This window comes from Streptomyces sp. NPDC003032, assembly GCF_053591415.1.
Window position 1 is genome coordinate 23,402 of the sequence record NZ_JBSFTT010000036.1, and the last position, 23,328, is coordinate 46,729.

The following is a 23,328-nucleotide window of genomic DNA, read 5'->3' on the forward strand; positions in this document are numbered from 1 at the left end:
CGATGTGTGGTTCGCCCCGCAGGCGGCCAGGTGTTCGCTCCGCTGGTGCGCGCCTGAAGATCACCGAAGACCCGGGCATCACCGATGGCCTGGGCATCACCGATGACGACGCCGTCCAGGAGCCGGTAGAACTCCTCGGCGTCGATCCGGTGGCACCCGTTCGACCATGCCGTTCAGGCGTGACGTGCGGGGCGTGACGCAGGCGTGCGCTATGCCGTGGACCCGCAGGACGCGCAGGCGGGTGCAGTCGTCGATCGCGGTCGAAGCGACCGTGTCCGGTGTGACTGGACATGTTGTCCGCGCTCGCCCGTCAGGCGGATGATTCTTCTGTGCGGCACGTTGCGCATTCCAAGTCGACCTCCTCGTCCCTGAATCAGGGCGAGTTGAGGAAATCACGGTTGAGTTCGACGACCAACGTCAAGCCCATAGCTGATTAAGGGAGACATTGATGGCCCAGTCGCGTATCGAGGGAATCTGGCCGCTGTCGCCACTGCAGGCTGGGTTGCTCTTCCACGCGGTTTACGACGGCGAAGGGCCCGACGTCTACATAGGCCATTGGATCCTGGAGCTGGACGGACCGGTGGACGCGGCCAGGCTGCGCGCGGCATGGGAGGCGCTGCTGACCCGGCACGCTCCGCTTCGGGCCTGCTTTCGGCAGCGTAAGTCGGGTGAGACGGTGCAGATCGTCCTCAAGGAGGTGGAACTGCCGTGGCGCGAGGTCGACCTCTCCCACCTCGATGACCCCGACGAGACCGTGCGGGAGCTGGCCGAGGAGGATCGCACGAAGCGATTCGACCTCGCGCAGGCGCCGTTGCTGCGGCTGACCTTGATCCACCTCGACGACCGTACGCATCGACTGGTGATGACCTGCCATCACTCGATCATGGACGGTTGGTCGTTGCCCGTCGTGGTCAACGAGCTGTCGAAGCTGTACCCGGCCGACGGCGACCCGCTGGCCCTGCCCGCGGTCACGTCATATCGGGACTACCTCGCGTGGCTGAGCAGGCAGGACAAGGAGAGGGCGCTGTCGGCATGGGTGGCGCAGCTGCGTGGTGCCGAGGAACCGACGCTGGTGGCGCCCGCCGATCCGGGGCGAGCGCCCGGCGTGCCGGAGAGCGTCGAGCTCGAGCTGCCCAAGGCCCTCACGCGCTCGCTGGACGAGCTGGCTCGTGGCCATGGGCTGACGTTGAACACTGTGGTGCAGGGCGCGTGGGCGATGGTGCTGGCGCGACTGGCGGGCCGGACGGACGTGGTGTTCGGGGCGGCGGTGTCGGCGCGCCCGCCGGATCTGCCCGGCGTGGAGGAGATGGCGGGGCTTTTCCTCAACACCGTTCCGGTGCGCGTGCGGCTTCGCGGCTCGGCACCGGTCATGGAGCTGCTGGCGGAATTGCAGAAACGGCAGTCGGCCCTCATACCTGACCAGTTCGTGGGATTGGTTGACATACAGCAGGCGGCCGGGCCCGGCGCGATCTTCGACACCTTGCTCGTCTTCGAGAAGTTCCCCAACAAGCCCGCCGAATCGGACTCCGCGGGGAATTTTGGCATTCGAATACGTCAGGGCCGGGCAGCCGCCCATTACCCGCTGACGCTGGTTTGCGTTCCCGGCGAATCGATGCTCCTCAAACTCGACTATCTGACGGAGCTCTTCGATCGGGCCACGGCATTCTCCATCGTCGAGCGGTTGCAGGAGGTTCTGCGTCAGCTGACGGGTGCGGGCGACCTGACGGTGGCCGAGGTCGATGTGACGAGTGCGGCCGAGCGTGATGTGGTGGTCGACGAATGGGGTACGGCAGCCGCCATGGTGCCGGGCCGGCCGGCCCCGGATCTGTTCGACCGCCAGGTGGAGCGCCGCCGCGACGAGGTAGCGGTCGTCGATGGCGATCGGGCGATGTCGTTCGGGGAACTGGCTGAGCACGCGGAGCGGCTCGCCGGCTATCTGCACAGCAGGGGAGTGCGGCGCGGGGATCGGGTGGCCGTGGTGATGGGCCGGTCGCCCGAACTCATCGCGACGCTGCTCGCGGTCTGGAAGGCAGGCGCGGCGTACGTCCCCGTGGATCCCGCCTATCCGGCGGAACGCCTGAGGTTCATGCTCGCGGATGCGGAGCCGGCGGCAGTGGTGTGCGCGCAAGCGCACCGAGATGTCGTGATGGGCGCAGGGCTCGATCCGATCGTCCTGGACGATTTCCGGACGCGGCAGGCAGTGGCGGAGTGCACCCCTCTGTCCGTGGGCGTACACGCTGACGACCTCGCCTACGTGATGTACACGTCGGGGTCGACGGGAACACCGAAGGGCGTCGTGGTATCGCACGGCAACGTCGCGGCCCTGGTCGGGGAGCCGGGATGGGCAATCGGCCCTGACGACGCCGTGTTGACGCATGCCTCGCACGCCTTCGACATATCCCTGTTCGAGCTGTGGGTGCCGCTGCTGTCGGGTGCCAGGGTGGTGCTGGCCGGATCGGGCGCCGTGGACGGCGAGGCTCTGGCTGGATATGTGGCCGGCGGCGTCACGGTCGCCCACCTGACCGCGGGGACCTTCCGGGTGATGGCCGAGGAGTCACCGGAGTCGCTCGGCGGTCTGCGCGAGGTGCTGACCGGTGGGGACGCGGTGCCGCCCGCGGCGGTGGAGCGCGTGCGGCGCAGCAGTCCGGGGGTGCGGGTGCGGCATCTCTACGGCCCGACGGAGGCCACGCTGTGTGCGACGTGGTGGCTGCTCGAACCCGGCGATGCGACGGGATCAGTGCTGCCGATCGGACGACCGCTTTCGGGGCGGCGAACATACGTCCTCGATGCGTTCCTGCGTCCTGTGCCTCCGGGCGTGGTGGGAGAGCTGTATGTCGCTGGAGCCGGTGTGGCGCAGGGCTATCTCGGTCGTGCGGCATTGACGGCAGAGCGGTTCGTCGCTGATCCGTTCGCTCCCGGCGACGCGGCGGCGCACAGCGACTCCGCGGGGGGCGGTGGCCGGGTGACGGGTGCGTGCATGTACCGGACCGGGGACCTGGCGTACTGGACGGACCAGGGTGCGCTGGCGTTCGCCGGACGCGCCGACGACCAGGTCAAGATCCGCGGGTATCGAGTGGAGCCCGGCGAGATCGAGGTGGTCCTCGCCGGGCTGCCCGGTGTTGGCCAGGCCGTCGTGTCCGTGCGGGGCGAGCAGCACCTGATCGGTTACGTGGTCGCCGAAGCGGGGCACGACGTCGACCCGGTGCGGCTGCGCGAGCAGCTCGCGGAGACGCTGCCCGACTTCATGGTTCCGGCCGCGGTGCTGGTGCTGGACCAGCTGCCGTTGACGGTCAACGGAAAGGTGGACCGGCAGGCCCTGCCCGAACCGGACTTCGCCGCGAAGGCGGTCAGCCGGGAGCCGGACACGGAGGCCGAGCGCATCCTGTGTGGAGTCTTCGCCGAAGTCCTTGGTCTGGAACGGGTCGGGGTCGAAGGCAGCTTCTTCGAGCTGGGCGGAGACTCGATCTCGTCAATGCAGGTGGCCGCCCGTGCGCGACGCGAGGGAATCTTCCTCACCCCGCGACAGATTTTTGAGCACCGGACCCCTGAGCGACTTGCGGCACTGACACAACAGGCCCTGACGGCACGAGTACAGGACCGCTCCGAGGCGGTCACAGGCGTGGGAGAGATCCCATGGACGCCGGTGATGCGTGCCCTCGGGGATGCCGCGGTGCGCCCTGGCTTCGTGCAGGCGAAAGTCGTCGTCACCCCGGCAGACCTGAGTCCGGACGCTCTGGTGAGTGCCCTGCAAGCGGTGCTGGACGTGCACGATCTGCTGCGGGCACGAGTGGAGCCTGACGGGCGGCTGTTCGTGGCCGATCGCGGCGCGGTGGACGCGGCCGGCCTGGTCACGCGGGTGCCGGCCGGGACCGCGGACCTCGATGAGTTCGCCGAGCACCAAGCCAGGACGGTGGCCGGCACGCTGAACCCGTCGGCGGGAATCATGGTGCGGGCCGTCTGGGTCGACGCCGGAAGCGACCGGCCGGGCCGGTTGGCTCTGGTAGTGCATCATCTGTCGGTCGACGCGGTCTCATGGGGCATCCTGCTGCCGGATCTTCGATCGGCATACGACGCGGTTGTCTCCGGCGCTCTCCCCGCACTCGAGCCTGCGACGACCTCGTATCGGCACTGGGCGCGGCGGCTGACCGAGCAGGCGTTCAGCGAGAGCACGATCGCTGAGGTCGATCACTGGGTCGCCGTACTGGATGGTGCGGATTCGTCCTTCGAAAGGCAGACCGGGCAGTCGCACTCGTGGTCATGGACGCTGTCCGGAACCACGGCGCACAGTCTGGTGGCCCGGCTGCCACAGGTTTTCCACTGCGGGATTCACGAAGTCCTGCTGGCAGGCCTCGGGGGTGCGGTGGCGCGCCGGCGCGGTGCCGGCGCCGGGATCCTGGTGGACGTGGAAGGCCATGGCCGCCATGCCGCCGACGGTGAGGATCTGTTGCGCACCGTGGGCTGGTTCACCAGCGTCCACCCGGTCCGCCTCGACATCTCCGATGTCGACCTTTCCGCCGCGGCAGCGGGGAACGCCGCGGCCGGCCAGTTGCTGAAGGCCGTGAAGGAACAGGCCCGCGCCGTCCCCGGCGATGGCCTCGGCTACGGGCTGTTGCGCTATCTCAACCCCGATACCGGGGCCAGGCTGGCCGAGTTGCCGTCCCCGCAGATCGGATTCAATTACCTCGGCCGGTCCAGCCTCGCCGCAGAGGACACCGTGTGGCAGGGGAGCGAAGAGTCGCTCGGCGGCGGTCCGCAGATGCTCGCGGCCCACCCGGTGGAGGTGGCGGCGGACGTTCAGGACACGCCCGCCGGACCCCGGCTGAGGCTGGTCATCGATGGCAGGGATCTGGACCCCGCCACGGTGGAGCAGCTCGGCGAGGCATGGCTGGAGATGCTGACCGGCTTCGCGGCGCTGGCCGAGGATCCCGACGCCGGCGGGCACACCCCGACCGACTTCGACCTCGTCGAGCTGACGCAGCGGGACGTGGCGGAGCTGGAGGCCGCGGCGCCAGGGCTGACGGACATCTGGCCTCTGTCACCGCTGCAGGAAGGCATGCTCTTCGAGCGGGCCATCGACGAGGACGGCGTCGACGTCTACCAGAGCCAGCGGATCCTGGACCTCGACGGGCCGGTCGACGCGCAACGGCTGCGTGCGGCGTGGCAACGGCTGGTCGCCCGGCACGAGTCGCTCCAGACGAGCTTCCACCAGCTCGGAACCGGCGAAACGGTGCAGGTCGTCGAGGGCGAAGTCGATATCCCATGGCGTGAGGCCGATCTGTCGCACCTCGATGAGGCGGCCGCGGCGGCGGAGGTCGACCGCCTGCTCGCGCGGGACCAGGCGGAGCGGTTCGATGTGTCCAAGGCGCCGCTGCTGCGGCTGTTGCTGATCCGTCTCGGTCAGAGCACGCACCGGCTCGTCGTGACGTCGCATCACGTTGTCCTGGACGGCTGGTCCACACCGATCGTCCTGGGCGAGATGTCGACGGGTTACGCGGGTGGACAGGGCTCGTCGACGCCACCGTCCTATCGGGACTACCTGGTGTGGCTGCGCCGTCAGGACGAGGAGGCGACACGAGCGGCGTGGCAGTCCGAGCTCGCCGGGTCGGACGAACCGACCCTGATGGACGCCGACGCGGACAAGGCGATGGTCATGCCGGACGGGCATGCCGAATGCCTGTCCGAGGAGGCGACGCGGGCGCTCACCGGCTTCGCACGCGGCCACGGACTGACGTTGAGCACGATCGTGCAGGGTGCATGGGCGTTGGTGCTGGCGCGGCTGGCGGGCCGGACGGACGTGGTGTTCGGGACCGTGGTGTCGGGACGTCCCGCGGATGTGCCGGACGTCGAGCGGATGGTGGGGATGTTCATCAACACCGTCCCGGTGCGGGTACGGCTCGAAGGCAGCCGGCCGACGCTGGACATGTTGCGGGACTTGCAGAGGCGCCAAGCGGCGTTGACGGAGCATCAGTACCTGGGGCTGTCGAAGATCCAGCGGCTGGCGGGGACGGGCGCGATCTTCGACACCATCGTGATGGTCGTGAACTACCCGGACGACGCCGCTGGTCCCGGTGGTGACGGTGGTTTTGCGATCAGCTCGGTCCGCACCCGGACCGGTACCAGTTATCCGCTGACCATGAGCGTCTCTCCCGGGAACCGCTTGCGGATCGACGTGGCCTACCGGCCCGATCGGATCGACCAGGAAGCAGCCGCTGAGGTTGCCGGGCAGGTCGTGCGGGTCATTGAGCAGATGGTGGCGGAGCCCTCGCTTCCGGTGGGCCGCCTGGCCGTGACGAACGAATCGACGCGTGCGTCGGTGGTGGAGCACGGGAGTTCGAGCGGCGAAGCGGCCGGCAGTCAGTCGGTGCTGGAGCTGTTCCGGCGGCAGGCCAATAGGTCCCCGGACGCGGTGGCGGTCATGGACGGGGGACGCACCCTGTCGTATGCCGACCTCGACCGGGCATCGGATGGGTTGGCAAGGCACCTCGCCGGGACGGGTGTGCGGCATGGCGACTGTGTCGGCGTGGTGATGGAACGCGGCGCGGACCTGTTCGTCGCCCTGCTCGCGGTCTGGAAGGCGGGAGCCGCGCAGGTGCCGGTGAATGTGGACTACCCCGCGGAACGCATCGACCGGATGCTGGCCGATGCCGGCGCACGGGTGGCGGTCTGCGTGGGAGCGACCCGCGACGCGGTGCCGGACGGGGTCGAGCCGGTGGTCATGGACGCACCGGCGACCGGGGAAGTGCCGCACGAGGCGCCGACACTCACGGTCGGGCCGCACGACGTGGCCTACGTGATGTACACCTCGGGATCGACCGGGGTCCCCAAGGGCGTCGCGGTGCCGCACGCAAGCGTGGCGGCGCTGGCGAGCGACGCCGGCTGGTCGCAGGGCCCGGACGACTGCGTGCTGCTGCACGCGTCGCACGCGTTCGACGCGTCCTTGGCGGAGATCTGGGTGCCACTGGTCAGCGGTGCCCGCGTACTGGTCGCGGAACCGGGCGCGGTCGACGCGCAGCGGCTGCGCGAGGCGATCGAACGTGGCGTTACCACCGCCCATCTGACGGCCGGGAGCTTCCGGGTGGTGGCCGAGGAGTCGCCGGAGTCCTTCCGCGGGCTGCGCGAGATCCTGACTGGCGGTGACGCGGTACCCCTCGCGTCCGTCGCGCGGGTGCGCCGGGCGTGCCCGCAGGTTCGAGTCCGGCAGCTTTACGGCCCCACCGAGACCACCCTCTGCGCCACGTGGCACCTCATCGAACCGTGGGACGAAACAGGCGACACCTTGCCGATCGGCCGACCGCTGGCCGGACGGCGGGCTTACGTGCTCGATGCGTTCCTCCAACCGGTGGCGCCCAACGTGACCGGCGAGCTCTACCTCGCCGGCGCCGGCCTTGCGCACGGTTATCTGGGCGCGAGCGCGCCGACCTCGGAGCGGTTCGTCGCTGATCCGTTCGCCCCCGGCGACGCGGCGGCGCCAAGCGCCTCCGCAGGTGGTGGCCGGGCGACGGGCGGGCGGATGTACCGCACCGGCGACCTGGCGCGCTGGACGGATCAGGGTGAGTTGCTGTTCGTCGGAAGGGCCGACTCCCAGGTGAAGATCCGGGGCTACCGCGTGGAGCCCGGGGAGATCGAGGCGGCCCTGGCCGAGGTTCCGCAGGTCGCGCAGGCGACCGTGGTGGTGCGGGAGGACCAGCCTGGCGAGAAGCGGCTGATCGCCTATGTGACCACGGAAGGGGACCCGGGACCGGATTCCGAGGCGGTCCGCGAGCACCTCGCGGCACGGCTGCCGGAGTTCATGGTGCCCGCGGTGGTGGTGCTGCTGGACAACTTCCCCCTGACGCTCAACGGAAAGATCGACCGTGCGGCCCTGCCGGCTCCGGAGTTCACCGCGAAGGCGGCCGGCCGCGAGCCGCGTACCGAGGCCGAGCGCGTGTTGTGCGACCTGTTCGCCGAGATACTCGGGCTGGACCGGGTCGGTGCCGACGACGGCTTCTTCGAGCTGGGCGGTGACTCGATCCTGTCGATGCGATTGGCCGCCCGCGCACGTCGCGAGGACTTCGTCTTCGGGGCGAAGGAGGTCTTCGAGCAGAAGACGCCCGCGCGGATCGCGGCGGTCGCCGAGCGTGGCGGACCGGCGCGGACCGACGTCGCCGACGGCGTCGGCGAGGTCCCGTGGACGCCGGTGGTGCGGGCATTGCTCGAACGCGATCCCCGCGCGCTGACCCGACGCGCCCTGGCGCAGTGGGTGACCGTGGGCGCGCCCGACGACCTGTCCGTGGACGTGCTGGCGGCCGGACTGGCCGCGGTGATCGCCACCCACGACATGCTGCGCGGCCGGATCGTCGAGACCGACGGAGAGCAGCCCCGGCTGGTCGTGGCCGACCGTGCAGCGGTAGCCGCGGCGACACTGGTCGAGCGGGTCGAGGCCGGTGCCGGTGACGTGGACAAGATCGCGGAGCGCTGCGCCGACGAGACGGCCGCCCGGCTGGATCCCGCCGCCGGCGTGATGATCAGGGCGGTGTGGGTGGACGCCGGACCCGGCCGCCTGGGACGGCTCGTGGTGGTGGCGCACCATCTCCTGGCCGACGTCGTGTCGTGGCGAGTCCTGCTGCCGGACCTGCAGGTGGCATGTGCAGCCGTGGCCGCGGGCCGGGAACCGGTGCTCGATCCGGTCGACGTCTCGTACCGGCGTTGGGCGCGAACGCTGGCCGATCAGGCGGCGATCCGGACCGCGGAGCTGGAGACGTGGACGGCGATCCTCGCCGGAACGCAGTCGCGGCGGGGCGAGTTCGACCCCACGCGCGACACCATGTCGACCGCGGGACGCAGGTCTTGGAAGTTGCCGCGGGACAAGGCCGGTGTCCTTGTAGCGAAGGCGACCTCGGCCTTCCACTGTGGTGTCCACGAGGTGTTGCTGGCCACCCTGGCGGGCGCGGTGGCCCGATGGTGCGGCGACACGGCCGTCGTGGTGGACGTCGAGGGGCACGGACGCCAGCCCATCGATGACCTGGACCTGTCCCGGACGGTCGGCTGGTTCACCGACATACATCCGCTCCGCCTGGATGTGGCCGGGATCGACACGGCCGAAGTCATCTCGGGTGGCGACGCGGCAGGCCGGCTGCTGAAGAGCGTCAAGGAGAACGTGCGAGCCGTGCCCGACGGCGGGCTCGGCTATGGGATGCTGCGTCACCTCAACGCCGAGACCGGGCCTACCCTGGCGGCGCTGCCGAAGCCGGAGATCGGGTTCAACTACCTCGGCCGCTTCTCGTCCCGGCCCGACGGTGCCGCGGAGCCCTGGCAGATGGTGGGGACCATCGGCGGTACGACGGACCAGGACACGGCATTGCGGCATGTCCTGGAGATCGACGCGGTCGTGCTGGACGCCGCCGACGGACCCGAGCTCGAGCTGACCATGACCTGGGCCGGGCGCATACTCGGCGAAGCCGAGGCGGAGTCGCTCGGGCAGGGCTGGCTGGACATGCTGACCGGCCTGGCCGCCCACGTCGACGCCGGCGGCGTCGGGGGGCACACGCCATCCGACTTCCCGCTCACCGCGCTGACGCAGCGGGATGTGGCCGAGGTCGAGGCCGCCGTACCGGGCCTGCTCGACATCTGGCCGCTGTCTCCGCTCCAGGAGGGCCTGCTGTTCCACGCCGCCGACGAGCGCGGCCCGGACGTCTACGCGAGTATGCGCGTCCTCGTCATCGAGGGACCGCTGGACGTCGCCCGCTTCCGCAGGTCGTGGCAGGTGTTGCTGGACCGGCACCCCGCCCTGCGGGCGAGTTTCCATCAGCTCGGGTCCAGTGCGACGGTGCAGGCGGTCGCCGGCGGGGTGACGCCGCCCTGGCAGGAGACCGATCTGTCCCATCTGCCCACGGACGAGGCGCTGGCGGAAGTCGACCGTCTCGCGGCGGAGCTGCATGCCGAGCGGTTCGACCTGGCCCGGGCGCCGCAGCTGCGTCTGCATCTGCTGCGTCTCGGTGACCGCCGGCACCGGCTCATCTTCACGTCGCATCACATCGCGGCGGACGGATGGTCCCTGCCGCTCATCACCGGTGAGGTGCTGGCGGCCTACTATGCCGGCGGTGAGGGCCAGGCGTTGCCGACCCCGACGTCGTACCGCGACTATCTCGCCTGGACCGTTCACCAGGACAAGGCGGCTGCCCGGGAGGCGTGGCGGGCCGAACTCGCGGGCCTCGACGAGGCGACCCACGTCGTGCCACCGGAAACGATCATCGCGCCCGTCGAGCCCGACCGGGCCGGGTTCGCACTCGACGACGATCTGAGCCGGCGCCTGGTGGAGTTCACCCGCCAGCACGGTGTGACGGCGAACACGCTCTTTCAAGGGGTCTGGGCACTGCTGCTGGCCCGGCTGACCGGTCGCGACGACGTGGTCTTCGGCGCCGCGGTGGCCGGTCGTCCGCCCGAGATCCCCGGTGTCGAGTCCGCGGTCGGCCTGTTCATGAACATGCTGCCCGTCCGGGCCCGCCTGGTCGGCGCCGAACCGTTCCTCGACATGCTGGCGGACCTGCAGGAACGGCAGGTCGCGCTGATACCGCATCAGCACATCGGGCTGACCGAGATCAATCAGCACGCCGGGCCCGGCGCGGCATTCGACACGATCGTGGTGTTCGAGAACTACCCGCCCCCGCCGCCTGTGTCCGAAGAACCCGACGCACTCGTCATGCGTCCCGCGGGAATTCCGAACGACACCGGGCACTACCCACTGTCCATGCGCGCATCCGTAGCGGGTCCCGTCCATGGCGAAGTCATCTTCCGCCCGGACGCGTTCGAGCGGACCCAGGTCGAGGAGCTTCTCGCGTCGCTCCTGCGGGCTCTGGAGCAGGTCGTGGCCGATCCGCGAACGCCGGTGGGACGGGTCGGCCTGATCGGACCTGAGCAACGCCGCCTGGTGGTGGACGAGTGGAACAAAACCGACGAGCCGCTTGCGGCGGAGACACTGCCGGTACTGTTCCGCAGGCAGGTCGAGCAGACGCCGGACGCGCCGGCGGTGCAGGACGCGGCGCGGAACCTGTCGTACAGCGAGTTGCTTGGCGAAGTCGAAGCGCTGGCGCGACTGCTCGTGGGCATGGGCGTGCGGCGTGAGGCCCGGGTGGGCGTACTGGTCGAGCGCTCGGCCGAGCTGGCGGTGACCTTGATGGCGGTGTCGTTCGCCGGCGGGGCGTTCGTGCCGGTCGATCCGGACTATCCCCGTGAGCGCATCGAGTTCATCCTGGCGAACTCGGCGCCAGAGGTGCTGGTGTGCACGAGGACGACTCGAGCGGCCGTACCCGCGGAGTTCGTGGGCACGGTGCTGGTGCTGGATGAGCCGGCCGCCGCCGATCCGGGTGTGGAGTTGCCGCGAGTGGCACCCGAAGACGCGGCGTACGTGATCTACACGTCGGGGTCGACAGGGGTGCCCAAGGGCGTCCTGGTCGCCCACTCCGGACTCGTCAACCTGGGGTATGCGCACATCGAGCGGATGGCCGTGACGTCGTCCTCGCGGGTCCTGCAGTTGTCCGCGATCGGATTCGACGCCATCGTCTCCGAGCTGTACATGGCTCTGCTGGCCGGTGCGACCTTGGTACTGCCGGACGCGGCGAGCATGCCGCCCCGGGTGACACTGGGCGACGCGATCCGCATGGCGGGTATCACCCACCTGACCGTGTCGCCGAGTGTGCTGGCGAGCGAGGACGACCTGCCGGACACCCTGCAGACAGTGTTGACGGGCGGCGAAGCACTACCGGCCGCGCTGGTGGACCGCTGGTCGCCGGGCCGTCGGGTGATCCAAGCCTACGGGCCGACCGAGACGACCATCTGCTCGACGATGAGCGCCCCGCTGGCTCCAGGACACGACGTGGTCCCGCTCGGCGGCCCGATCTACAACGTGCAGCACTATGTGCTCGACGCCTTCCTCCAGCCGGTACCGCCGGAGGTGGTCGGCGAGCTCTACATCACGGGCGTCGGACTGGCTCGTGGATACCTCGGACGCCCCGGCCTGACGGCGGAGCGGTTCGTCGCGAGTCCGTTCGCCCCCGGTGAGCGGATGTACCGCTCCGGCGACCGGTTCCGCTGGAACCGGGAGGGTCAGCTGGTCTTTGCGGGCCGGGTCGACGCGCAGGTCAAGGTGCGCGGATACCGGGTCGAGCCGGCTGAGATCGAGGCCGTGCTCGCGGAGCACCCAGGGGTCGGCCAGGTGGCGGTCGCCGTCCGCAGGGACGGCCCCGGCGACAAGCAACTGGTGGCGTATGTCGTGCCGTCGGCCGACGCTTCTGGCGAGAACGGCACGCTGACCTCCGCGCTGCGCGAGCTGGCGGCCGAACGCCTGCCGGAGTACATGATGCCCGCGGCATTCGTGTCGCTGGAGCACATGCCACTCACCCCGAACGGCAAGCTCGATCACCGGGCGCTGCAGACCCCCGACTTCATGGGCGGGTCCTCGAAGCGAAGCCCGCGCACGGCCATGGAGGCGAGGCTGTGCGAACTGTTCGCGGAGGTACTCGGCCTGGACCGGGTGGGAGTTGACGACAGCTTCTTCGAACTCGGCGGTGATTCGATCATCTCGATGCAGCTATCGGCTCGAGCCCGCCGCAAAGGGCTGGAACTGACCCCATGGCAGGTGTTCGAAGAGCGGACGCCGGAACGGCTGGCGGTGCTTGTTACGGAACTCCCCGCCGACGGCGACGCCACCGCCGCGCCGGAGCCCTCGGCCGGCACGCTCGTCAATCTCTCATCCGACCAGATGGACCAACTCGAGGCCGGACTGGCCGATGAACAAGCGCTGTAAGGAGCAGACCGTGACAGTTGACGGCGCCCGCCCCAAGCCCCGCTCCAGCGTGGAGGATGTCTGGCCCCTTTCGCCGTTGCAGGAAGGGATGCTGTATCACACCGCACTTGACCACGACGGTCCTGACACCTACACCGTGCAGACCGTCTACGGCATCGACGGCCCGCTGGACGCCGCCCGGCTGAGGGCGTCGTGGCAGGCCGTCGTGGACCGGAATGCCGCGCTGCGGGCCTGTTTCCGCTATGTCAGCGGCGCACAGATGGTGCAGGTCATCGCGCGGGACGCCGAGATCCCCTGGCGCGAGACGGACCTTTCCGGGCTGCCGGACGACATCGTCGCCAGCGAGGTGGACCGGCTGGCGGCGGACGAGGTGGCCGAGCGGCTGCGCATCGAGACGGCGCCGCTGATGAAACTGCATCTGATCCGGCTCGGCCCGGAGCGCCACCGGCTCGTGCACACCCTTCACCACGTGCTGGTGGACGGCTGGTCGATGCCGATCATCCACCGCGAACTGGCCGCGATCTACGCGGCGGACGGTGACGCGTCCACACTCCCGCCCGCCGGGTCATACCGGGACTATCTCGCCTGGCTCGGCCGGCAGGACAAGGAGGCGGCCAGGGCAGCCTGGCGGGAGGAGTTCGCAGGGCTGGACACGCCCACCACGGTCGCCCCGGCCGATCCGACCCGCGTGCCGGACATCGACACGGTGGTGCTCGAGCTGTCCACGGAACTGACGGAGAACCTGGCCGAACTGGCGCGCCGTCACGACCTCACCCTGAACAGCGTCGTGCAGGGTGCGTGGGCCGTCGTGCTGTCGCAACTGGCCGGCCGTACCGACGTGGTGTTCGGTGCGACCGCCTCGGGGCGGCCCGGCGACCTCCCCGGTGTGGAGGCGATGGTCGGCCAGCTGCTCAACACCCTGCCGGTGCGGGTCCGGCTCGACGGCGCGCGGCGGGCCGTCGAGCTCTTCGCCGAGCTGCAGCGCGACCAGTCGGCCCTCATGGCCCACCACCATGTCGGCCTGCAGGATGTGCAGGCCGTCGCCGGCCCCGGAGCGGTCTTCGACACGCTCATCATCTACGAGAACTTCCCTCGCAAGGGACTCGGCCAGGCGCCGGACGAGGGCCTGACCCTGCACCCGCTGAAGCGGGGGCGCAACTCCTCGCACTACCCGTTCACCCTGATCACCGGACCCGGCGAGCAGATGCCGCTCATCCTCGACTACGACCGGGGCCTGTTCGACCACGCGGTCGCCGAATCGATCGTGGGCGCGCTGGCTCGCGTGCTGGAGCGGCTGGTCGCCGAGCCCGATGTGCTTGTCGGCCGTCTGACGCTGCTGAGCGAGGCCGAGCGCGCCCTGGTGGTGGACGAATGGAACGCGACCGCGGGCCCGGTGCCAGGGGAATCCGTGGTCGAGATGTTCGCGCGGCGGGTGGCCGCGGCGCCGGACGCGGTGGCGATCACCGACGCCGACGGCGCGGATCTGACCTACGCCGAGGTCGACCGGGCTTCGAACCGGCTGGCCGGCTACCTCGCCGGTCGTGGCGTCGGCCGCGGCGACCGGGTCGGGGTGGCCATGGACAGGTCGCCGGACCTGCTGATCGCGTTCCTGGCGATCTGGAAGACGGGTGCGGCGTACGTCCCCGTGGACGTCGAGTACCCGGCCGAGCGGATCGCGTTCATTCTCGACGACTCCGCGGTCTCCACCGTCCTGTGCACAGAGGCGACCAGCGGAGTCGCGCCGCAGGACGCGATCGTCCTCGACGCGCCAAAGACGCGGGCGGCCGTCGACGGCTGTGCCGCCACGGCGCCGGAGAGCCGGCCGAGCGCCGACGACCTGGCGTACGTGATGTACACCTCCGGATCCACCGGCCTCCCGAAGGGCGTAGGCATCCCCCACGGGAGCGTGGCCGGCCTGGCCGGTGACGCGGGCTGGCAGATCGGTCCGGGCGACGGCGTGCTGATGCACGCGACGCACGTCTTCGACCCCTCGCTCTACGCGATGTGGGTGCCGCTCGCCATGGGCGGCCGCGTCCTGCTCACCGAGCCGGGTGTGCTGGACGCGGCCGGGGTACGCCGGGCCGTCGAACGCGGCGCGACCGCCGTCCACCTCACCGCCGGTACCTTCCGCGCCCTGGCGGAGACGTCTCCGGAGTGTTTCGCGGGTCTGGTCGAGATCGGCACCGGCGGGGACGTGGTCCCCGCGCAATCGGTGCAGAACCTGCGGCGGGCCCAGCCCGGCCTGCGGGTGCGGAACACCTACGGACCGACCGAGACCACCCTGTGCGCGACGTGGAAGCCGATCGAGCCCGGCGAGGAGCTCGGGCGGGAGCTGCCGATCGGCCGTCCCATGACCAACCGCAAGGTCTACATCCTCGATGCCTTCCTGCGCCCGGTCGCGCCGGGAGTGGCCGGCGAGCTGTACATCGCCGGTACGGGGCTGGCCCGCGGGTACCTCACCAGCCCCGGCCTGACCGCCGAGCGGTTCGTGGCGTGCCCGTTCCTCGCCGGGGAACCGATGTACCGCACCGGCGACCTGGCGCGCTGGAACCAGCACGGCGAGGTGGTGTTCCTCGGCCGCGCCGACGACCAGGTGAAGATCCGCGGCTACCGGGTGGAACTGGGCGAGGTGGAGGCCGTGCTGGCGGCCCAGCCCGGGGTGGTCGAGGCAGTCGTCATGGCGCGGGAGGACCAGCCGGGCGAGAAGCGCCTGGTGGGATACTTCGTCTCCGACGGCAGTGATGCGGGGTCAGCACAGATCCGGCGGCAAATGGCCCTGGTCCTGCCCGCGTACATGGTGCCGATGGCGGTCGTCGCCCTGTCCGGCCTGCCGGTCACCGCCCACGGCAAGGTGGACCGCCGGGCCCTGCCCGCCCCGGATCTCGCGGGACACGCGTCCGAGAAGGTGCCGGAGAGCGAGACCGAGAAGGTGCTGTGCGCGCTGTTCTCCGAGATCCTCGGCGTCGATCACGTAGGTGGCGACGACACCTTCCACGACCTCGGCGGGAGTTCGGCGCTGGCCATGCGGCTCATCGCGCGGATCCGTGAGGAACTCGGCGCGGATCTGCCCATCCGGCAGCTGTTCTCCTCGCCGACACCCGCGGGTCTGGCGAGGGTGCTTGCCGCGAAGTCACGCCCCGCACTGGAAGCCGCCCAGCGGCCGGACCGGGTGCCGGTCACCACCCGGCAGCTGCGCGCCCGGCTGCTGGCCGATCCCGGGAAGGAGACGGCCGGCCTGCACGCGTCGGTCGCACTGCGCCTGCGCGGCCGGTTGGACGTGCCCTCCCTTGCGGCGGCGCTCGGCGACGTCGCGGCCCGGCACGAAATCCTCCGCACGACCTTCCCCGGCGATGCACAGAGCGTCCACCAGCACATTCAAGACGCCCTGGCGGTCGAGCTGACTCCCGTCCCGGCCACCGAGGAGGACCTTCCCGGGCTGCTCGCCGAGCGGCGCGAGCTGGTGTTCGACCTCGCCAAGGACGTGCCGTGGCGATGTGAGCTTTTCGCACTCGCGCAGAAGGAGCACGTGCTGCACCTGCAGGTGCACCGGATTCTCGCCGACGACGACTCGCTGGACGTGTTCTTCCGCGACCTGGCGGCCGCATACGGTGCGCGGCGCGAGGGCCGGGTCCCGGAGCGCGCGCCCCTGGCTGTGCAGTTCGCCGACTACGCGATCTGGGAGCAGCGGCTGCTCGCGGACGAGAACGAGCCGGGCAGCCTGCCCAACGAGCAGGTCGCCTTCTGGCGGGACAACCTGGCCGGCATCGACGGGGAGACGGTGCTGCCGTTCGACCGCCCGCGCTCGGCTGTCCCATCCCGTCGGGCCGGCACGGTCGAGCTGCGGCTGGACGCGGGCCCGTACGCCCAGCTGATGGACGCGGCGGAGTCGGCTGGCGCAGACGCCTTCCAGGTGGTGCACGCCGCGCTCGCCATGCTGCTGACGAAACTGGGCGCGGGCCACGACCTGGTGATCGGCACGACGCTGCCCCGGGACGAGGACCTCATCGACCTAGAGCCGATGATCGGGCCGTTCGCCCGGCCGGTCGCCCTGCGCACGGAAGTCTCGGGCGACCCGACCTTCCTGGACGTCGTCACCCGCGTGCAGGAAGCGGTCCAGGCCGCGCAGGAGCACCTGGACGTGCCCTTCGAGCGGCTCGCCGAGCTGCTCGACCTGCCCGCCTCGCTCTCCCGCCACCCCGTGTTCCAGGTGGGACTGGAAGTGCTGGAGGAAGGACTCGGCACCTGGGACGCGACGGAACTGCCGGGCCTGCGCACCGATGTCGAACCCGGCGGGGCCGAAGCCATGGAGCTGGATCTCGCGTTCAAGCTCACCGACCGCCTCGACGACGAGGACTGCATCGAAGGCACCCTCCGCTATGCCACCGACCTGTTCGACCGGGACACGGCCGAGTCGGTGGCCCGGCGGCTGGTCCGTGTCCTGGAACAGGTGGCGGAGGATCCCCAGCGGCGGATCAGCGACCTGGACATCTTCCTGGACGACTTCGAACGCAGCCGTCCTGTCATCGCACCGGCGCGGTGGCACAGGGCCGCGCCCCCGGCGCTCGCCGCCCTGGCCGAGGACGATCCGCTCGGCGCGCTCCTGCTCGACGACCAGCTGCGCCCGGTCACTCCCGGGGCCGTGGGCGATCTCTACGTCACCGGGCCGGCAGTGGACGCGGGCAAGGCCGGTCGGCCGACCGTGCCCTGCCCGTTCGGGACTCCGGGACATCAGATGCTGCGCACGGGCCTGCTCGCTCGGAAGACCTCCGCCAAAACCCTGGTCGTCGTAGGCGAGCGGCGGCGCTCGACCCCGTCGGTGAAGACGGGTGACTACGAGATCCTGCTGCCGCTGCGAGTCGGCGGCGACCGCCCGCCACTATTCTGCCTCCACGCGAGCGGCGGCCTGAGCTGGAACTATCAGCCGTTGCTGCGGCATCTTCCTGCGAATCAGCCGGTCTACGGAGTGCAGGCGCGCGGCTTGGCCCGTACCGAACCCCTGCCCGGCAGCGTCGAGGAGATGGCGGCCGACTACCTCGAGCACATCCGGGCTGTGCAGCCGACCGGGCCGTACCACCTTCTCGGCTGGTCCCTCGGCGGGCGGATCGCGCAGGCGATGGTCGCGTTGCTCGAGGCGGAAGGGGAGGAGGTCGGCCTGCTCGCCCTGCTCGACGCCTATCCCGTCTACATGGGACGGAACGCGACCGGCACGGTGAGCGAAGAAGCCATGCGCGACGAGGAGGCCGTGGAAAGGCGCAAGCAACAGGACCTGGAGCTGGCCGGTGGAATGGTCCAGGGGCCCGGCACCAGGAAGCGCCTCGAGGCGGTGATGCGAAACCTCTGGGAGGTCGGGCCGCGGCATACCGCCTCGCCCTTCGCCGGCGACATCCTGCTCTTCATCGCCTCGCTGGACCGGCCGGCGCATCTGCCCGTACCGGAGGCGATAGCCAGCTGGAAAGACTTCACCAGCGGAACCATCGAACCCCACGAGATCCCGTCCAACCACTACGACTTGGTGCAACCCGCGGCGTTGGCTCAGATTGGAGCCATCCTCGCCGAGAAGCTCCATTCCCGGCCGAAGAGCGAAAGGACACAACGATGACCAACCCGTTCGACGACGACGAAGGTTCCTTTTTCGTACTGGTCAACGATGAGGGCCAGCATTCCCTCTGGCCGACCTTCGCGGAAGTGCCTGCCGGATGGGCCCGTGCCTTCGGTGAGGCCACCCGTCAGGAGTGCCTCGACTACGTCGAGGAGAACTGGAAGGACCTCCGGCCGAAGAGCCTCATCCAGGAATCCGGCGCCTGAGGCGAAGGTGTCCAGCCGTTCAATGTGGACGGTTGGACGGGCTCGACGCTCGTCCAACCGGCTCACGACAACCATTCCGCATCCCGCGAGGGCTGGACGAGGCGAAAGGACCTGTGGAGTGCTCGAGGAGAACCACGTTGTCCGGGGCACGTTCGAGGAGATCAACGTTGACCTGGGCTTGGACATACACCGACGGGACCGGTTCGATCCGGTGCCAGAGCTACGCGCCTTGATGGCCGAGGGCCCCATGGCCGTATTGGGCGTCGAGGATGCCCCCGAAGGGCGGACCGCGTGGCTTGCCGCCGGGTACGACGAGATCCGGCACGTTCTCGGCTCGGACAAATTCAGCTCCAAGCTGCTCTACCGCGGCACCGCGGCCGGTTTCATATTCCCCGGCTTCCTCACTCAGTACGATCCACCCGAGCACACGCGTCTGCGCCGGATGGTGACAGGCCCATTCGCCATCCGGCGGATCCAGGGGTTTCGACCGCAGGTTGAGAAGATCGTCGAGGCCACCCTTGACGACATTGAGTCCACCGGTGGCCCGGCGGACTTCGTCCCGCATTTCGGGTGGCCCATCGCAACGACAGTGACCTGTGACTTCGTCGGCATTCCACGCGATGATCAGGCGGAGCTGTCCCGTGCCCTGCACGCCAGCAGGGCCGAACGGTCGGGTAAGCGGCGCCTGGCGGCGGGAAACAAGTTCTGGGCGTACATGAACCAGGTCGTGACTCGTACCCGCCGCGATCCCGGTGACGACCTGTTCGGCGTCGTGGTGCGCGAGCACGGCGACGAGATCACCGACGCGGAGCTGATCGGAGTGGCCGCGTTCGTCATGGGTGCGGGCGGGGACCAGGTGGCTCGCTTCCTCGCGGCGGCCGCATGGCTGATGGTCGAGGAGCCCGAGCAGTTCGCCGTGCTGCGGGACAGGCCGGACACCGTGCCGGACTGGCTGGACGAGGTGGTCCGGTATATCACCAGCGACGAGAAGACCACCCCGCGCATCGCGTTGGAGGACGTGCGTATCAGTGGCTGCCCCATCAAGGCGGGCGACACCGTCACACCCTCGTTCCTGGCCGCGAACCGCTGGAACTTCCCCGGCCCGGACGACCGGTTCGACATCACCAGGGAGAAACCCGCGCATGTCGCATTCGGGCACGGCATCCACCACTGCCTTGGCCGGTCGTTGGCCGAGATGGTGTTCCGGGTGGCGATTCCGGCTCTGGCCCACCGCTTTCCCACCCTGCGACTGGCCGAACCGGATCGCGAGATCAAGTTGGGGCAGCCGCCGCTCAACGTGGAAGCCCTGCGGCTCAACTGGTAGCACCGGATCCAGGAGGAGAATCGATGACAGGGGAGGAGCTTCCCGTTGAGTGGTGACGACTCGCGCCCCGTCCACGTTCGCAGGCAGGGCCTCGATCCGGCGGACGAACTGCTCGCTGCAGGACCGCTGACGAGGGTCACTGTCGGATCCGGAGCGGACGCCGTGACCCGCTGGATGGCGACCACGCACGCCCTCGTTCGACAGGTGATGGGCGATCACAAGAGGTTCAGCACACGGCGACGCTGGGACCGGCGGGACGAGGTCGGCGGGGAGGGTATCTTCCGGCCGCGTGAGCTGGTCGGCAACCTGATGGATTACGACCCGCCGGAGCACACCCGGATGCGGCAGAAGCTGACTCCCGGCTTCACGCTGCGCAAGATGCAGCGTCTGCAGCCCTCCATCGAACAGATCGTGACCGAGCGTCTTGATGCCATGGAGCAGGCGGGATCCCCCGCGGATCTGATCGAGTTCGTCGCCGACGAGGTGCCCGGGGCCGTGCTGTGCGAGCTGATCGGCGTGCCCCGGGACGACCGGGTCATGTTCATGCAGCTGTGTCACGGGCATCTCGACGCCTCGCGAAGCCAGAAGAGGCGGGCGGCAGCCGGCGAGGCGTTCTCCCGCTACCTGTTGGCGATGATCGCCAGGGAACGGCAGGACCCGGGCGAGGGGTTGATCGGAGCCGTCGTCGCCGAACACGGCGACGCGGCGACGGACGAGGAGCTGAGGGGCTTCTGCGTTCAGGTGATGCTGGCCGGCGACGACAACATCTCCGGAATGATCGGGCTGGGCGTGCTGGCGCTGCTGCGGCACCCCGAGCAGATCGCCGCGTTCCGGGGCGACGAGCGGTCGGCGCAACGGGCGGTCGACGAGCTGATCCGCTACCTGACCGTCACCTACTCCCCGACACCCCGCATCGCCATGGAGGACGTCACCATCGGGGACCAGGTGGTCAAGAAGGGGGAGAGCGTCATCTGCTCGCTTCCGGCGGCCAACCGTGACCCTGCCCTGACGCCGGATCCGGAACGTCTCGACGTCACGCGCGAGTCCGTCCCTCATGTCGCGTTCGGGCACGGCGTCCACCATTGCCTGGGAGCTGCTCTGGCCCGCCTCGAACTGCGGACGGTCTATACCGCTCTGTGGCGGCGATTCCCCGGGCTGAGGCTCGCGGACCCCGCCCAGGAGGACATGTTCCGCTTGACCACCCCCGCGTATGGACTGACGGAGCTGATGGTCGCTTGGTGATCGTCTGGGACAACTGCTGTGACCGGTGATGTAAACGACCACAGAGGAGTAGGTATGTACGGAATCCGATGGATCGCGTCGTATCCCAAGGCCGGAAACACATGGCTGAGGTGCATGCTGGCCGCCTACATAACGGGAGAATCCCCAAAGGTCTGGAACGACGTGTACGCGACGACCCCCGTGCTCGAGGGGATGCTGCGCTACGGCGATCTGCCGCCGGTGGAGCCGACGGAACCGGTGCTGCTGAAGACGCACCTCAGGGCCGATGTACCGGTGCTGGATGTGCTGAGGAAATCGACCGGCAAGGTCCTCTATCTCGTGCGCAACCCGAGGGACATCCTGCTCAGCTCGCTGCGCATGGCCGCGATACCGCTCGACGACCTGGAGAGAAGCCGCGCCTTCGTCCGCGAATTCATTGCCACGGAAGGCCATCAACTGGCGGCACTCTCGCCGGGTGTCGGTATCGGGTCGTGGCCGGAGAACGTGCGGAGCTGGACCGAGTCGACGAGTGAACGCTTCCCGAACGCGGACCTGCTGACGGTGCGTTATGAGGATCTGCGGGCCGATCCGGTGGCACGGTTCGCCGAGATCATGGAATTCCTCGCCCTCGGGGAGCCCGTCGAGATCGGGAACATTCGCCGAGCGGTGGAAGCCAGCACCCTGGAACGGATGCGTGAACTGGAGCAGCAGAGCGCGCGGATGGGTGGTGGCACGTCCCCCACTGGCCAGGAGGCCGGTGGCGATGGGCCGAAATTCGTGGGCGAGGGCAGATACGGCGACCGTTCACTGTCCTTCTTGGGTGAGGAGGTCGAGTCCGCCTATCAGGAGCTGCTGCATGGCGACTCTGGATACGCTCATTACGCGAAGCAGTACGGATACGCTGATTAGCTGGGTATCCCCGAATCGCCAGTCTCGGCCAGTGAAGGAGATTCCACTCGTATGGGGCAGGGTATCGGTCAGGTCGCGCCACTCCTACGAGAGCCGCCGAACTTCAAGATGAGAACGAACTGTGATCCGCATACGGACAACTTCGATCTCAAAGCGCATGGCCCGCTGTTCCGGATTGCCGGGGAGGCGTCCGAGCAGCTGGGCCGGGACTATGTTTGGCAGGCCTTCGGGTACGACGTCGTGCGCAGGATATTGGGCGATCACAAGAATTTCACGACCCGGCCGCGGTTCATCCAGGGGGAATCAGAGGAACGCATAGAGCCCCAGTTCGTCGGGCAGATATCGACGTATGATCCGCCCGAGCACACGCGCCTGCGGAAGATGCTGACACCGGAGTTCACGGTCCGGCGTATCCGCAAGATGGAGCCGAACATACAAGGCCTTATCGACGACCGGCTCGAGATGATGGAGGCCGCAGGACCACCCGCGGACATCCAGCGGGATTTCGCCGATCCGATCGGCGCGGGCGTCCTGTGCGAGCTGCTCGGCATCCCGCGGGATGACCGACGCGAGTTCGTCCGGCGGCTCAGGCGGAACGTCGATCTGAGTCGCGGTCTCAAGGCGAGGGCCGCCGACAGCGCGGCGTTCAACCGGTACCTGGACAACCTGATCACCCGGCAGCGGAAGGACCCCGGCGAGGGGCTCCTCGGCATGGTCGTGCAAGGGCACGGAGACAACATCACGGACGAGGAGTTGAAGGGCCTGTGCATGGCGCTGATCCTCGGTGGTGTCGAGACCGTCGCGGGGATGATCGGCTTCGGGGTTGTCGCGCTTCTGGATAATCCCGACCAAATACCGTTCCTTTTCGCCGGCCGCGAGAAGGCCGATCTCATAGTCACCGAACTGGTGCGTTATCTGTCGCCCGTGCAGGGGCCGAATCCCCGTCTGGCCATCAAGGACGTGGTCATCGATGGACAGTTGATCAAGGCGGGGGATTATGTGCTGTGCTCGGTTCTCATGGCCAACCGGGATGACGCGCTGACGCCGAATCCCAACGTCGTCGACGCGAACCGTGAACCGGTCTCGGACGTCGGATTCGGGCACGGCATCCATTACTGCGTAGGCGCGGCGTTGGCAAGGGCGATGCTGCGAATTTCCTATCAGGCCCTCTGGCGACGGTTCCCCGGTCTGCGGCTGGCAGTGCCCATCGGTGAAGTGAAGTATCGAAACGCGTTCGTCGACTGCCCGGATCAGGTGCCAGTCACTTGGTAGCGATCGAGCGGCGCAC

At 69.2% G+C, this 23,328-nt stretch carries 7 protein-coding genes and 1 pseudogene; 7 read left to right on the forward strand and 1 reads right to left on the reverse strand.

Features of this window, described 5'->3' with window-relative positions; all coding sequences use genetic code 11:
- Positions 1-77: 77 nt before the first annotated feature.
- Positions 78-261, reverse strand: a pseudogene (locus tag ACWDZ7_RS34800) (IS481 family transposase); the annotation flags it as partial.
- 187 nt (positions 262-448) lie between these two features.
- Between ACWDZ7_RS34800 and ACWDZ7_RS34805 the strand changes: the two are divergent.
- The 7 genes from ACWDZ7_RS34805 (at position 449) to ACWDZ7_RS34835 (ending at position 23,312) form a co-directional block, all read left to right on the forward strand.
- Positions 449-12,781 carry an amino acid adenylation domain-containing protein gene (locus ACWDZ7_RS34805; protein ID WP_451802610.1) on the forward strand — a complete coding sequence of 4,111 codons (12,333 nt, stop codon included), beginning with the start codon at positions 449-451 and terminating at the stop codon, positions 12,779-12,781.
- A 10-nt stretch (positions 12,782-12,791) separates the two neighbouring features.
- A complete protein-coding gene (locus tag ACWDZ7_RS34810; protein WP_451802614.1) occupies positions 12,792-18,380 on the forward strand; it encodes an amino acid adenylation domain-containing protein in 5,589 nt (1,862 codons plus the stop codon).
- Positions 18,377-18,586: an MbtH family protein gene (locus ACWDZ7_RS34815; protein ID WP_451802616.1), complete on the forward strand. Its 210-nt coding sequence runs from the start codon at positions 18,377-18,379 to the stop codon at positions 18,584-18,586. The genes ACWDZ7_RS34810 and ACWDZ7_RS34815 overlap by 4 nt, the downstream gene beginning before the upstream one ends.
- A 118-nt stretch (positions 18,587-18,704) precedes the next feature.
- A complete protein-coding gene (locus ACWDZ7_RS34820) occupies positions 18,705-19,910 on the forward strand; it encodes a cytochrome P450 (protein WP_451802618.1) in 1,206 nt (401 codons plus the stop codon).
- Between the two features lie 45 nt (positions 19,911-19,955).
- Entirely contained in the window at positions 19,956-21,152 is a 1,197-nt protein-coding gene (locus ACWDZ7_RS34825) for a cytochrome P450 (RefSeq protein ID WP_451802620.1), read from the forward strand.
- Between the two features lie 54 nt (positions 21,153-21,206).
- A complete protein-coding gene (locus ACWDZ7_RS34830; RefSeq protein ID WP_451802621.1) occupies positions 21,207-22,040 on the forward strand; it encodes a sulfotransferase domain-containing protein in 834 nt (277 codons plus the stop codon).
- Between the two features lie 51 nt (positions 22,041-22,091).
- Positions 22,092-23,312, forward strand: coding sequence for a cytochrome P450 (locus tag ACWDZ7_RS34835; protein ID WP_451802622.1), 1,221 nt, complete (start codon positions 22,092-22,094; stop codon positions 23,310-23,312).
- Positions 23,313-23,328: the final 16 nt, after the last annotated feature.